Below are 12853 nucleotides of genomic sequence, written 5' to 3'. Positions count from 1 at the left end.
ACTCCAACGGAGTGGTGGTGGTCAATGTGGGGGGATCTGGCACTGCCGGGGCCATCCGCTTTGAGGCCGTCGTTCCCAGGTAGGAGGGGGATGCAGCCGGTTCCTGGCCGTTTGACCTTTGCATTCTCTTCTCTTGCAGCAACGCTTGCCGCCAGCAACGGTAGAATGCCAGGCTGAGAGCAAAAGCAGTGTCGGCAACAGGTGAGGATATGGCGCAGCGTGCCCAGCAGGGATCCGCAGTTGGCAGCAATCGGTGGGAGTGGGGGAGAAAATCGCTCCGGCTTGTCTTAGCTGCTGTGTTGCTGTGGGCGGTTTGGCTGGGTGGGATCCCGGCCCTGGCGCTGCCGCAAGGGGATGCCATTACGGATCCGCGTACTCTCTTGCGGCGGGCGCTGCCCATCCAGGACAGCCGGATCTGGGAAATCGATGAGGCCATCACCAAAATTGAGAGCGACCTGAAGTACAACCGCTGGTCGGCGGTGCGGGGAGATGTGCGCCAGGTGGAGCGGCTTCTGGATCGCTACACGGATCCCCTCTTGGCGGAGTTGCCCCCTGAGCAGGCTGCTGCCGCCGCTGGAGAAGTTGCCGCTCTACGCCAGGAGTTGCAAACCATCGGCCAGGCCACGGAGCGCAAATCCAAGGGCAAAGAAGAGGCCCGCGCCGCCTACGACCGCCTCATAGACGAGCTGGGATCCCTGGAAAACCACTGGGTGGGGGCTTTTCCCTACGCGATCCCTGCCGAATATGCCGACAAGCCGCAGCTCCTGGGCCGGGCGGAAGTGGAGCTGAACACCACCGCCGGGCGCATGGTGATCACGCTGGATGGGTATAGCGCCCCCCTCACCGCCGGCAACTTTGCCGATTTGGTGCAGCGGGGCTTCTACGACGGCCTGACCTTTGACCGGGTGGAGAACTTCTTCCTGGTGCAAGCGGGGGATCCCCCAGGCCCTGCCGACGGCTATGTGGATCCGGCCACCGGCAAGGTTCGCACCATCCCGATGGAGATCCGGGTCAAAGGCGAGGTGGTGCCCCGCTACGGCCAGACCTTCGATCAACTGGGCCTGTGGGATGTAGAGCCAGCCCTGCCCTTTGCTGCTGAGGGGACGGTGGCCATGGCCCGCTATCCCGATGATCCCAACAGCGCCTCTTCTCAGTTCTTCATCTTCATGGCCGAGCCGGATCTCACCCCTGCCGGCCTCAACCTCATGGATGGCCGCTATGCCGTATTCGGTTATGTTACCGAGGGCACCGAGGTGCTGCGCAAGATCAAGCTAGGGGACCAGATCCTGAGCGCCCGGCTGATCTCAGGCCAGGAAAATCTCAAAAATGGGGCTTAGGGATCCGCGGCGCCACCGTTCGTTTCCTGTCTGACCGCATCGATCAGCCGCCGCACCGTCGCCGTCCCTGAGGAGGGCTTGAAGCGCAAGGGAAATTTGCCCCTGGCCAGCAGGCGCAGCCCCAAAGGCACCAAGCTGAGCAGCCCCTCCCGCCCCACCACCTGCAGGCCGAAGCGGCGCTCATCCACCCAACCACCGGAGCGCACCAGTTGCACCAGGGTCTTGCGGTGGCGGATGGCTATGTCCTGGGCACGAGAACGGTTGCCCGACAAAACAGGAGTCTGGTCTCGGGAGAGGATCCCTTGCTTGAGCTCGGTGATTTGATCCAGGGGCGCTACACCCATCGGGCAGACACTGTTGCAGTTCCAGCAGCGGGTACAGCCCCAGACGCCGGCCAAGCTATCTTGAGCTTGCAGGCGTTGTTCCCGTCGGCTGTCGCGGCTGTCTTGGACAAGGCGGTTGGCTTTGGCCAAAGCATGAGGGCCGACAAACTCCGGGTTCACCTCTTTGGCGTTGCAGTCGGAATAGCAGGCCCCGCAGAGAATACAGCCACCGGCAGCGTTGAGATGCTCCCGTTCGGCAGGCAACTGTAAAAATTCCCGCTCCGGGATGCGGCGCCCCGCCGTGCTGACAAAGGGATCCACCCGGCTGAGATCGTTCCAGAAGGGCTGCATATCCACCACCAGATCCCGCAGGACGGGCAGGTTGCCCAAAGGGCCGATGCGAATGGGCTGAGGGCTGCGGGGATCCAGCTCTTCGCCCACCTGTCGGCCACAGGCCAAAGTAGCCCTGCCGTTGATGCGCATGGCACAACTGCCACAGATGGTGTTGCGGCAGTTTTTGCGGAAGGCCAAGCTGCCATCCTGCTCCCACTTGATCCGGTTGAGGCAATCGAGAATGGTAGCGCCAGGAGATGTCTCCAGCCAGAAAGACTGCCAGCGGGGTGGCTCCGGCGGCAACTGTCGCAAAATCTGAAATTCCACTCGCATGGATCCGGAGAATGGGCAGGGGATCCCATCTTAGCGGCAGCGTGGGCAGGCGCGACTACAGCGCGCGGCTGAGGGCGCTACCCGGCCCCTGAAACAACAGCCAAGAGATCAGAAAGTTGGTAACAAACACGCCCAGCAGCGCCGTGACGACAGCATCGGTGGTGGAGCGCCCTACCCCCTTGGCGCCGCCGCTGGTGGAAAGGCCCCAGTTGGAGCCGACAATGGCGATCAGAGCCCCGAACACCATCGCCTTCAAACAACAGACGAGCAAGTCCCAAGGGGCCAGGAGATTCTGAGCCGAGGTGAGAAACACCGCGGAAGGAATGTTGTAGACCGAAGCGCAGATGATCATCCCTCCCACTAAGCCGGTTAGCAAGGAGAGGATGGTGAGCACCGGCAGCATCAGCCCTGAAGCCACCACCCGCGGGATCACCAGGTAATCCACCGGATCGGTGCGCAACAACAGCAGAGCGTCGATCTGCTCAGTGACTTTCATGGTGCCCAGCTCGGCGGCAAAGGCGGATCCCACCCGTCCGGCCAGGATCACCGCCGTCACCACCGGCGTCAGCTCGCGGGCCAGGGCAATGGCCAAAACCCCGCCGATGAGGGAAGAGGCCCCGAAATTGATGAACTCGCGTGCCAACTGAATGGTGAAAACGCCGCTGATCACCACCGCCGTGATCAAAACAATCAGCAGCGACTCCAGCCCCACTGTCGCCAGTTGCTCCAGGGTGTTGCGCCGATGAATACGGCCTTGCAGCAGGTGCAAGATCACCTGACCGGCCAGGAGAAAACTGCTGCCCACCCGCTGCAACCAGTTCATGATCTTTGTCTCAAGGGTTTCAAGAGGCTGATACGGCTGACGGCTTCGCCTCAGGTTCTGCCGGCAGCTGGAAGCTGGGCACAAACGAGGCCCGCGTCAAGGGTTGGTCGATAATTAGCCCTTCCCCCCCCAACACCTCGAGGGCGCGCCCCTCGACGGAGATCCACACCCGCGCGCCGGGGTTCTGGCTGGTGGCCGTGTAGAGCACCTGCGCAATCCGGCTCATCATCGCCGTGGATCCCCCCCCTTGCGTGAATTCAGAAGAGAAATTGAGGAAAATATCGTTGCCTTCCACCCGCACATCCAGCAGCCGCGTCTGGGAGGGGATAGCGGTGGCAAGGTGGGGATCCCGGGGGCCGGCAATCAGCTCTTCCAAGGCCAGACGAATGGCCTCTTGGGTGTCAAAAGCGCGCAGGGAGCGCTCCTGCTGCACGTAGTAGATGGAATTGTCAGCACTGGTCAGCCAATACAGAGAAAGGGTTTGCCGCGGCCCGATGCTGTACCACCAAGCTCCCCCCATCACCCCCAACCCCAGCAAAAAGCCGAGGATCCCCAGTTGCAGAGCCGGGCCGCGCCGGGGGCGAGGACGCCGTCCTCCCAAGCGGACGGAGCCAAGCTGTGCAGTACGCCCTCCGTAGTGATCCATCGCTGCCATTCCCCTGTCTTGCCTAGCTCTAGGGTAGCGAAGAAAAGCCCACCCTGTCGCAGAACAAGCGCAGCAGCAACCGGATCCCTTTATCTGTATGATGATTAATGACTTATCAACATCAACCCGGCTTTGCTGAGTCGATAGCTGCGCACACAAGGAGCTGAGCCTCAACTATGGTTACTGCCACCGCTACTGCCACCAATGTTGGCTACATTACACAGGTCATTGGCCCTGTGATCGACGCCGAGTTTCCCAGCGGCAAGCTGCCCGAAATTTACAATGCCCTCAAGGTGGAGGGCACAACCGAAAGTGGCCTGAAGATCAACATCACCTTCGAGGTGCAGCAGCTTCTGGGAGACAACCGCGTGCGGGCGGTGGCCATGTCCTCTACCGATGGCTTGGTACGGGGCATGCCAGTGGTGGATACGGGCGCTCCGATTACCGTACCGGTTGGGCAGCCCACCCTAGGTCGTATTTTTAATGTGCTGGGAGAGCCGGTTGACCAAGGGGAGCCCGTTCAAGCTCAAGAATTTGCCCCCATCCACCGCAGCGCGCCGGAGTTTGTCAATTTGACGATTAAGCCAGAGCCCTTTGAAACGGGCATTAAGGTGATCGACCTGCTGGCCCCCTTCAAAAAGGGCGGCAAGGTGGGCCTGTTTGGCGGCGCCGGCGTAGGCAAGACGGTGCTCATCCAAGAGCTGATCCACAACATCGCCGAGGAGCACTCCGGCCTATCGGTGTTTGCCGGCGTGGGAGAGCGCACCCGCGAGGGGAACGACCTCTACAACGAGATGAAAGAATCGGGGGTGCTGGACAAGGTGGCGCTGGTGTACGGCCAGATGAACGAGCCGCCGGGCGCCCGTATGCGGGTGGGCCTGACCGCCCTGACGATGGCGGAGTACTTCCGCGACGTCAACAAGCAGGATGTGCTGCTGTTTATCGACAACATCTTTCGCTTTGTGCAGGCCGGGTCGGAAGTGTCGGCGCTGTTGGGCCGCATGCCCTCGGCGGTGGGGTATCAGCCTACCCTGGCCACCGAAATGGGCAACCTGCAAGAGCGCATCACCTCTACCAAGCAGGGATCCATCACTTCGGTGCAGGCGGTGTATGTGCCTGCTGACGACTTGACGGATCCGGCGCCGGCGACGACGTTTGCCCACTTGGATTCAACGGTGGTGCTGTCGCGCAGCTTGGCCGCCAAGGGCATCTACCCGGCGGTGGATCCCCTGGATTCTTCCTCCACGATTCTGCAAGCCGACATTGTGGGCGAGGAGCACTACAACACCGCTCGGGCGGTGAAGCAAACGCTGCAGCGCTACAAAGAGTTGCAGGATATCATCGCCATTCTGGGGTTGGACGAGCTGTCGGAAGAGGACAAGCTGGTGGTGGCCCGCGCCCGCCGTATCGAGCGCTTCCTGTCGCAGCCCTTCTTTGTGGCGGAGGTGTTCACCGGCTCGCCCGGCAAGTACGTGAAGTTGGAGGACACCATCAAGGGCTTCCAGCGCATTTTGTCGGGGGAACTGGACGATCTGCCGGAGCAGGCTTTTTACCTGGTGGGCACCATCGAAGAGGCCATTGAGAAGGCGGAGAAGCTCAAGTCTAAGTAATGCCCTCAGCCCCAGCCCCGCTCCCGGCGGGAGAGGGGAGTTGATGACTGCTAGGGATCCTCGGCCACGGGCCCGAAGCGGTAGCCTTTGCCATAGACGGCGTGGATCAACTCGGGGGAGCCGGGCAAGCGCAGGCGACGCCGCAACAGGCGCACCTGGGCGGCCAGGACGTTGCTGCTGGGGGGATCCTCGCCGGCCCACACCCGCTCGTAGATCTGCTCGTGGGTGAGCAACTGGCCAGGGTGGGCCATGAAGTACTCCAGCAGGCGGAATTCCTTTTGGGAGAGGTGGATCATCCGCCCCTGGCGGTAGGCCACTTGGTTCTCCCGATCCAGCTCCAGATCCCCAATTTGCAGGCGAGGGATCCCTTCGCCGGGGCCGGCAGCCCGCCGCAAGAGGGCCCGCACCCGCGCCAGCAGCTCCCGCAGCTCGAAGGGCTTGACCAGGTAGTCGTCGGCGCCGGCGTCCAGCCCTTCCACCCGGTCGTCGAGGGTATCTTTGGCGGTTAGGAAGAGAATGGGGGTGGCGCGGGACGCAGTTTTTTCCACTTGGCGCACCTGTTGGCAGAGGGAGAGGCCGGACAGGCCCGGCAACATCCAGTCCAGTACCAGTAGGTCGTAGGGTGGAGCTGGGGGCTTCTGCAGCAGCTCCCAGGCGCTGTTTCCCTCGTAGGCCACGTCCACGCTGTGGCCCTCTCGCCGCAGGTGCTGGGCCAGGGAATCGGCCAACTCCACTTCGTCGTCCACCAACAAGATGCGCGCCATGCTCTAGGAGTCTGTCTCGTCGTCGGTTGCAGAAGAAAGCTCGACTGCCGAGGAGCAATCCGAGCCGGGAGGCGGCTCCAGTTGCAAAGAGAGATCATAAAGGCGGCGCCGCGTCCAGAGGGGGGATCCCTGGAAGCGCTGGGCCAGTTGCCGGCTGGCGGCGGAGCGGGGAAGGCCCTCGGCCAGCAGGCGGGCCAGCTCCTGGCGAACTTCCGCTTCCGAGGGGGAGGTTTCTTCGTCTTTTTGGGAGGCAGACCGCCCCTCTAGAACAAGGGTGAACTCTCCCCGCGGCGGCTGGGCGGCGCAGTGCTCGAGAGCGGCGGCCAGGGATCCCCGCCAGAAGGACTCGTGCAGCTTAGTCAGCTCACGGGCCAGCACGATCTGCCGCTCCGGGCCGCAGTGAGCCAGGAGATCTTGCAGAGTTTGCTGCAGGCGGTGGGGGGCTTCGTAGAGGACGATGGTGCGCTCTTCTTGGGCCAGTTGTTGCAGACGGGCCTGCCGCTGGCTGGCCTTGAGCGGCAAAAAACCCTCGAAGACAAACCGCCCTGTGGCCAGCCCAGAAGCAGCCAAGGCGGCCACTGCCGCTACCGGGCCAGGCACCGGGATCACGGGGATCCCGGCTTGGATGCAGGCGCGCACCAGTTCTTCACCCGGATCGGAGATGGCGGGTGTGCCGGCATCGCTGATTAGAGCCACCGACTGCCCTGCCGCCAGATACTTCAGGATTTGCGGGATCCGCTGTGCCGTGTTGTGCTCGTGATAGCTGATGAGGCGGGCGGAGATCTGAAAGTGTTTAAGAAGCTGGCCGGAGTGGCGGGTGTCTTCTGCTGCCACCCAGTCCACCTCCCGCAAAACCCGCAGCGCCCGCAGGGTAATGTCTTCGCGGTTGCCGATAGGGGTGGCCACCAAGTAGAGGCCGACGGTGGGGCGCTCCATCCCGACGAGGCCAGAGCTGAGCGGGTACTGCTTTCTAGGTTAACCCCTCTAGCCGGGATCCCTGTGGCAGGATCGGGAGAGACTGGCGGGAGAGAGCAGGTGCGGCTGACCACGCGAGCTACTTACAGCATCCGGGCTTTGCTGGATCTGGCGATGCTCGGCGCGGGGCAGATGGCCTCGGTGCGGGCCATTGCTGAGCGACAGCAGATCCCGGCCCCCTATCTGGAAAAGCTGTTGATCGAGCTGCGCCAGGCCGGTTTGGTCTGTTCGCAGCGGGGGGCGCAGGGGGGCTACCGGCTGGCACGGGCACCGCGGCGGATCCCGATCAGCGCCATTTTGGCAGCGGTGGGAGAATCTCTGGATCCGCTTGTGGAGAGTTCCAAAGCTTCAGCCGTGCCTCAGGCAGGCTCGACGGAGCGGCTGGACTGGGTGACAGCGGCTCTCTGGGAGCGGATCGCCCGACGGGCGCAGCAGGTGCTGGAGGAAACCACTCTGGAGGATCTGTATTTTGATGCCCGCAGTTGGCAGGCGGCTCAGGATCAGGAGAGTGGATTTGTGGTCTGATGGGCAGGATGGAGCGCTTGCCCTTTTTCCCGACTCAGCCGGCTGCTGCGCTGGTGCTGGCGGCAGCGCTGGGTCTGGATTACTGGTTGGCGGATCCCTGGGGGTGGCCCCATCCGGTGCGGGTGATGGGGGCAGTCATCGCCTGGGGGCAAGGCTGTATCCTCAAGCACTGTTCGACCCCACAGGCACAACGGTGGGGCGGGGCGGTGCTGACGCTGGCGCTGCTGGCGGGATCCTACGCGGCAGGCTGGGGGCTGATCGCCGTTGCCCAGGCTCTCCACCCCTGGGCAGGGATCCTGATGCACGCCATCCTGATGGCCAGTTGCCTGGGGGGGCGCAGCCTGCGCTTTGCCGCCTTGGAGGTGTTGGATCCCTTGGAAAAGGGGGATCTGCTGCAGGCCCGCCAACGGCTGAGCCGCTACGTGGGCCGGGATACAGAGCACCTGACGGAGGCGGAGATTTTGCGGGCGGTGATCGAGACGGTGGCGGAAAATACCCCGGACGGGGCGACGGCCCCTTTGTTCTATGCCTTTTTGGGAGGGGCGCCCCTGGCTTTGGCCTACAAGGCCAGCAGCACGCTTGATTCGATGGTGGGCTATCGCCATGCCCCCTTTACCTACCTGGGCACGGTGCCGGCCCGCTGTGAGGATGTGTTGACCTGGCTGCCCTGCCGGCTGACGGTGTTGACGCTGGCCCTGTTCAGCGGGGATCCCTGGGGGTTTTGGCAGCGGTGTCGCCGCGACGGGCGGGCGGATCCCAGCCCCAATTCGGGGTGGAGCGAGGCGGCCTTTGCCTGGCGGCTGCAGATCCAGTTGGGAGGCACCAATTGCTATCGCGGGATCCCGAAGGAGAAGCCCAAGGTGGGGATCCCAGCCCGTCCCTTGAGCCCCCAGGTGGTGCGGGAAAGTCTGGGGCTGCTGCGGCAGGTTCTGGGGGTGTGGGGAAGTTGGATGGTGGGCGTAGCTCTAGTTCTCAGCTTGGGAGAGGGGCTGGGGGCCACTTCGGTATCGATTATTTGGTGGTATTGAGAAAGTCGCCGAGATTGAGGATGGTGTTTTGCTCGCTGACGATGGTTTGGATATCGTCAGGCAAGTTGCGGACGTACTCGAGCTGAAGGGCCTAGGGCGTCGCAGGCGCATGGGAAAGGGCTCCGGGATCCAAGACTTTTGATCGTTCTTAACGGGTGCTAGCTCAGCACCCAGCGCTGGAGAGCAATGCCAAGAAGCAGGCCCAGGCCGCCAAAGCGCAGCACCTGCCAAAAGGTGGCGGGGACAGGGTTAAACACTTCCAACAGGTAGGCTTGCAGGCGTTGCTCCAATTGGCTGACTTCCGCCTGAATTTCAGCCCAGTGTTCGGGGGAAAGCTGGGACAGGCGCTCCAGCTCGCGTAGGTCGACCAGCCGCGCTTGCAAGATCTCGAGCTTGGTTTGCAGAGCCTCAAGCGAATCCGGGGAATCGGGAGGAGCGGTCACGGCTGTGCCTCGGCTGGGGGGGCGGGGGAACGGGGTCGGGAAAATCCGGTTTGGATCTCGTTGAAGGGCTTGGCTTTGATCACCCCTGGGGGGACGGGATCCAGGTGGAAGAGGGCGCGAATGGCGTTTTCCACTTCCGTGATGGGGCGGTTGCCGATGGATTGATAAGCAATGTTGCCCTGGGAGTCAAAAAGAAGGGTTTGGGGAACGCGACCGCTGTAGTACTGGCCGCGCTCATCCCCGGGCAAGAGGGAATCGACAGAATAAGGGATGAAATAGACTCCCAGCCCATAGCGAACTTGCAGGTTGGCCAGGGTGGCAGCGTATTTTTTGCAATCGCTGCTGTCGTCGATGTAGTAGACGAGGAGGGCCGGGATCCCTTGTTCTTTGGCCTGCTTCAGGGAGACACGAGGGGGGATCATGCCGCCGTTGGAGCCGTAGAGGGCAAAGATGTTGCCGTCGTAGCGGTCGTCGTTGAGGAGGGCATTGGCAGGCGGAGACAACCAGCCCATGAACACGACGCACAAAGCCACCAGGAGAAGGCGCAGCCACAGCATGATTTGGAGAGGATTGTCGAGCAAAGAGGGGGCTCCCTCATTGTGCCATTTTGCTCTGGCGCCGCACTCCCCCTTCCAGTTTGCGGTGGGATCCCCTCATGGACGTTGGATAATGGTCTCGATCCGCCGTTGTTTTTTCACTGGATCTACGCCCACCAGCCGGATGTAGTCCTTGGGAAAACGGCTGAGGCACTGCTCGACAGCCTGACAGGCAGCGGCCCATTCTTTCAGGTGGGCAACTCCACACTCCTGCCAGGAATGAACCCGGTAGCGGCGCGGATCCGCGTGCTCCACCTGGATTTCGTATCCTTGCGCCAGGATCTGGCGAATATGGGCCTGCACTTTTGGGTTGAGCGGAACGGGGGGAGGATCGACCGAGTGAGCAGCCCCAGGAGGGGATGGCGGGGAAGCGGGAGGCGGCTCCTGGGAGGCGGAGCGCTTGAGGCCAAGGTATTCTTCGGAGAGGCGACGGGCTTCTACTTGTTGTTGCTCGGCTTTGAGCTGGTGGCCGGCCTGGATCAACTGCTCCAGAGAAAATCGCGGCGGCGGAAAGTGGGGGGCGCCTTCTTTGCTTTTGAGCAGGCGAAAGGCTATGCCCTCTAGGCCCACTTGTTGGATCAATTGCCATACCTGCTCGTCGTAAAGTTGGGCGCGCAGGGCGCCGAAAAAGTCGATGGCCTGTTCAGGAAAAGTGTCCACCAGGCGCTCGACTTCCTCCAGCGACAGCCCGTCAGCCTGAAAAATGCCGTGAACGATGTGAATGCGGTCGGTGCGGCTGGGCTCCCAATAGAACTTGCGCATGCGCCCATCGCGGATGAGGGGGGCATAGAGGGTGGAAAAGTCATTGCCGGTGGCGATGATGGGCACGCGTGGCAGAGGCTTGGGATCGTAGCTGCCGGGAAGCTGCACGTTGGTGGGGTTGTCGGCGATGTTCATCAAGGTGGCGCTGACCAGTTGGGTGTTGACGGTGTACTGGGTCATGGTGTTCAGACGGCCAGCACCGGCATCCAGGTCGTTGATCATCAGCACGGCCATCTGGCCAAATTTGCGGATGTGCTCGGCAGCTTCACGGTAGCGCAGACGGATCATGCGAGCCGGATCCCCGGCGTCGGGACTTTCCAGCTCACCGCCGGAGATGTGAACGGCATAGACCTTCATGCGCTCGAAAATCAGGTTGCACTGAAAGGTCTTGCCCTCACCCTTACGCCCGTGGATGCCCAAGATGAGCGGAACCGGCACGTCCGGCAAAGGGAGATGATTCTTCGTCAGGTGCAGGGCGACGACCTTGAGGAAGGTGGGGGCAATGTAGTAGCTCATCCGCTCCGGGTTAGCTGGCTGTTTGCTATTTGAGGATACCTCTTCGGCAGAGGGCTACAGGCTCAAGCGGCAAAATGGATGCGCAGGTAGTCTTCTTCCATCTTGGCGCGGGCCGGGGTCATGGCTGCCAAGGTCTGGGGCAACACCAGGTTGCGGCGGTGGTTGCCGATGCGGATGTTCAGCTCATCCCCAGTTTTGCTCAGTTCCACCTGCTCTTTCGGGATCCCGGGCAAGTACAGATCCAGGCGGTACTGGCCGTTGTCGGTGACCACATGCATCGTTTGCTCGGTGTAGAACACTTCCGCCGGGTTGCGCTCTCCCCAAAGGTCTTTTTTCAGGCGGGCCAGGGCGTCCCACCCCACCAACTCCTCGGAGTACAGCGGGATCTCCACCACCGGTAGAGGAGCAAAGTTCTCGTGGATCTCCCGGCGATATTTTTGTTGGGCGGCCTTCCAGGCAGCAAAGTAGGGATCCACCACTCCATCCGGCAGAATGCGGTTGGCAATCACCAAATCGGTGGCGACGCCGTAAAGGCTGAGGTAGGCGTGGGCCCGCAGCGATTCTTTGATCACCATCTTTTCGGGGTTGGTGACCAGCCGCACCGAGGTGATGCGGTTGTTGGTGAGGATGCCCTCCAGCCGCTCGATCTTCTGGTAGAACTCGTAGGGGGCATCCAGTACCTGGTCATTGGGCAGGGGGATCCCGGTCAGTCCCTTCACAATTGGCTCGGCAATAGGACGCAGCATCTGCGCCAAGCCCTGCAGGGGCTTGTAGAACTTGCGCATGTACCAGCCGGAAACATCCGGCAAACTCAAAAGGCGCAGAGCCGTGCCCGTAGGGGCTGAGTCGATGATGAGCACATCGAACTTGCCCTCGTCGTAATGGCGATTGACCCGCACCAGGGCAAAGATCTCGTCCATCCCCGGCAAAATGGCCAGCTCCTGCGCCTGCACCCCATCCAGCCCACGCGCCTGCAACACCTGGGTAATGTAGGTTTTGACGGATCCCCAATTCAGCTCCAGCTCGTTGAGGGCATCCAGCTCCGCGCCCCAAAGGTTGGGTTTGACCTCCACCGGCTCATGGCCCAAGGGCTGATCGAAGCTATCGGCCAACGAGTGGGCCGGATCGGTGCTCAGCACCAAAGTTTTCAGGCCGATCTCGGCACAACGCCAGCCGGTCGCCGCTGCCATCGAGGTTTTGCCGACCCCACCCTTGCCGGTCATGAGGATGATGCGTTGCATGAGAGCGCCATTTACATTCTTTTACAGGATAGCTCTAGCCTAGCCGATTTGCTCTGCTCTTTGAGAGGTAGCCGAGGAGCTGGGGTGCAGCCAGCAGGTAAACTATTGATTTGATTGCCGATCGTGTCGGCGGGACGGAGTCCTTGAAATCAAGCCTGTTGCAGGCATGTGGGAGGTACGTGATGATCTGTCGCTGGCGGAGTGTGTTGCTGGTTGCCATCCTGACATTGGGGCTGTGGCTGGGATCGCTTCCTGTACAGGCGGCTGCCGGCTTGCCCCGAGAGCTGCAACAACTGGAGCAACAGGTGGAGCGGCTGCAAAGCCTGGTGGAGGCGGAGGACTGGTTGGAGATCCGCTCCTACATCCACGGACCGATGGGCCTGACCCGCAAGACCTTGACCGGCCTGGCGGCCACCTTGCCGGATCGGCAAAAGCGGGAAGTGCTGCGCCTGGCCAAGGAGATGGGCCGTAGCCTGGAACAACTGGACTTTGCCGCCAAAGCCTATGACCAACCGGAGGTGGAAGCAGCCCAGGCCAAGGTGAAAAAGACGTTGCAAGAGTTGGAGGCCGTGTTTTCCTAGGCTGTGTTGAGCTGACC

Annotated in this window: 14 protein-coding genes; 5 read left to right on the top strand and 9 right to left on the bottom strand. The window is 62.1% G+C overall.

Going from position 1 to position 12853, the window contains the following annotated elements; translation table 11 throughout:
• Positions 1-209 precede the first annotated feature (209 nt).
• Complete coding sequence (locus tag NW844_RS09955; protein ID WP_414335282.1) at positions 210-1337, top strand: peptidylprolyl isomerase; 1128 nt, start codon at positions 210-212, stop codon at positions 1335-1337.
• On the opposite strand, the gene NW844_RS09950 is transcribed toward NW844_RS09955, so the two are convergent.
• From NW844_RS09950 to NW844_RS09940, 3 genes are read right to left on the bottom strand one after another with little or no spacing between them, the layout of a single operon-like run.
• A complete protein-coding gene (locus tag NW844_RS09950) occupies positions 1334-2326 on the bottom strand; it encodes a succinate dehydrogenase/fumarate reductase iron-sulfur subunit (protein WP_414335280.1) in 993 nt (330 codons plus the stop codon). The genes NW844_RS09955 and NW844_RS09950 overlap by 4 nt on opposite strands.
• A 55-nt stretch (positions 2327-2381) precedes the next feature.
• Positions 2382-3152, bottom strand: coding sequence for an MlaE family lipid ABC transporter permease subunit (locus NW844_RS09945; RefSeq protein WP_414335284.1), 771 nt, complete (start codon positions 3150-3152; stop codon positions 2382-2384).
• A gap of 16 nt (positions 3153-3168) precedes the next feature.
• Positions 3169-3795: a GerMN domain-containing protein gene (locus tag NW844_RS09940; RefSeq protein WP_414335278.1), complete on the bottom strand. Its 627-nt coding sequence runs from the start codon at positions 3793-3795 to the stop codon at positions 3169-3171.
• A gap of 176 nt (positions 3796-3971) precedes the next feature.
• Between NW844_RS09940 and atpD the strand changes: the two genes are divergently transcribed.
• Entirely contained in the window at positions 3972-5405 is a 1434-nt protein-coding gene (gene atpD / locus NW844_RS09935; protein ID WP_414335276.1) for a F0F1 ATP synthase subunit beta, read from the top strand.
• A 50-nt stretch (positions 5406-5455) separates the two neighbouring features.
• On the opposite strand, the gene rppA is transcribed toward atpD, so the two are convergent.
• The gene (rppA, locus tag NW844_RS09930) at positions 5456-6169 is read right to left on the bottom strand and encodes a two-component system response regulator RppA (RefSeq protein WP_414335274.1); all 714 of its coding nucleotides are present in this window, start codon (positions 6167-6169) and stop codon (positions 5456-5458) included.
• A gap of 3 nt (positions 6170-6172) precedes the next feature.
• On the bottom strand, positions 6173-7105 hold the full coding sequence (rsmI, locus tag NW844_RS09925; protein ID WP_414335272.1) for a 16S rRNA (cytidine(1402)-2'-O)-methyltransferase: 933 nt from the start codon (positions 7103-7105) through the stop codon (positions 6173-6175).
• 99 nt (positions 7106-7204) lie between these two features.
• Here rsmI and NW844_RS09920 point away from each other — a divergent pair, with 99 nt between their 5' ends.
• Both NW844_RS09920 and cbiB read left to right on the top strand, forming a co-directional pair.
• Positions 7205-7669, top strand: coding sequence for an Rrf2 family transcriptional regulator (locus NW844_RS09920; RefSeq protein ID WP_414335270.1), 465 nt, complete (start codon positions 7205-7207; stop codon positions 7667-7669).
• Positions 7669-8697, top strand: a complete 1029-nt coding sequence (gene cbiB, locus NW844_RS09915; RefSeq protein ID WP_414335268.1) for an adenosylcobinamide-phosphate synthase CbiB — start codon at positions 7669-7671, stop codon at positions 8695-8697. The genes NW844_RS09920 and cbiB overlap by 1 nt, the downstream gene beginning before the upstream one ends.
• Positions 8698-8855: 158 nt before the next feature.
• Here cbiB and NW844_RS09910 read toward each other — a convergent pair whose 3' ends face one another.
• The 4 genes from NW844_RS09910 to NW844_RS09895 form a co-directional block, all read right to left on the bottom strand.
• On the bottom strand, positions 8856-9140 hold the full coding sequence (locus NW844_RS09910) for a hypothetical protein (RefSeq protein WP_414335266.1): 285 nt from the start codon (positions 9138-9140) through the stop codon (positions 8856-8858).
• Positions 9137-9721 carry a thylakoid membrane photosystem I accumulation factor gene (locus NW844_RS09905; protein WP_414335264.1) on the bottom strand — a complete coding sequence of 195 codons (585 nt, stop codon included), beginning with the start codon at positions 9719-9721 and terminating at the stop codon, positions 9137-9139. Before NW844_RS09905 ends, NW844_RS09910 begins: the two co-directional genes overlap by 4 nt.
• A 72-nt stretch (positions 9722-9793) precedes the next feature.
• Positions 9794-11014: a ribulose bisphosphate carboxylase small subunit gene (locus NW844_RS09900; protein ID WP_414335262.1), complete on the bottom strand. Its 1221-nt coding sequence runs from the start codon at positions 11012-11014 to the stop codon at positions 9794-9796.
• 62 nt (positions 11015-11076) lie between these two features.
• Positions 11077-12255 (bottom strand): TRC40/GET3/ArsA family transport-energizing ATPase, encoded by a 1179-nt coding sequence (locus tag NW844_RS09895; protein WP_414335260.1) that lies wholly within the window; start codon positions 12253-12255, stop codon positions 11077-11079.
• Between the two features lie 182 nt (positions 12256-12437).
• Between NW844_RS09895 and psbQ the strand changes: the two genes are divergently transcribed.
• A complete protein-coding gene (psbQ, locus tag NW844_RS09890; protein ID WP_414335259.1) occupies positions 12438-12836 on the top strand; it encodes a photosystem II protein PsbQ in 399 nt (132 codons plus the stop codon).
• Positions 12837-12853 lie beyond the last annotated feature (17 nt).

This window comes from Synechococcus sp. H55.2 (genome assembly GCF_047462495.1).
Taxonomy (GTDB): Bacteria; Cyanobacteriota; Cyanobacteriia; order Thermostichales; family Thermostichaceae; genus Thermostichus.
The sequence above is the reverse complement of the archived record's forward strand: the minus strand, read 5'-3'. Positions and strand labels throughout refer to the sequence as shown.

What these genes read in the sequence shown, in the direction of transcription:
- rppA (WP_414335274.1), bottom strand. Translation starts at nt 6,169, where the DNA reads ATGGCGCGCATCTTGTTGGTGGACGACGAAGTGGAGTTGGCCGATTCC.
- cbiB (WP_414335268.1), top strand. Translation starts at nt 7,669, where the DNA reads ATGGGCAGGATGGAGCGCTTGCCCTTTTTCCCGACTCAGCCGGCTGCT.
- rsmI (WP_414335272.1), bottom strand. Translation starts at nt 7,105, where the DNA reads ATGGAGCGCCCCACCGTCGGCCTCTACTTGGTGGCCACCCCTATCGGC.
- NW844_RS09955 (WP_414335282.1), top strand. Translation starts at nt 210, where the DNA reads ATGGCGCAGCGTGCCCAGCAGGGATCCGCAGTTGGCAGCAATCGGTGG.
- atpD (WP_414335276.1), top strand. Translation starts at nt 3,972, where the DNA reads ATGGTTACTGCCACCGCTACTGCCACCAATGTTGGCTACATTACACAG.
- NW844_RS09895 (WP_414335260.1), bottom strand. Translation starts at nt 12,255, where the DNA reads ATGCAACGCATCATCCTCATGACCGGCAAGGGTGGGGTCGGCAAAACC.
- psbQ (WP_414335259.1), top strand. Translation starts at nt 12,438, where the DNA reads ATGATCTGTCGCTGGCGGAGTGTGTTGCTGGTTGCCATCCTGACATTG.
- NW844_RS09900 (WP_414335262.1), bottom strand. Translation starts at nt 11,014, where the DNA reads ATGAGCTACTACATTGCCCCCACCTTCCTCAAGGTCGTCGCCCTGCAC.
- NW844_RS09940 (WP_414335278.1), bottom strand. Translation starts at nt 3,795, where the DNA reads ATGGATCACTACGGAGGGCGTACTGCACAGCTTGGCTCCGTCCGCTTG.
- NW844_RS09950 (WP_414335280.1), bottom strand. Translation starts at nt 2,326, where the DNA reads ATGCGAGTGGAATTTCAGATTTTGCGACAGTTGCCGCCGGAGCCACCC.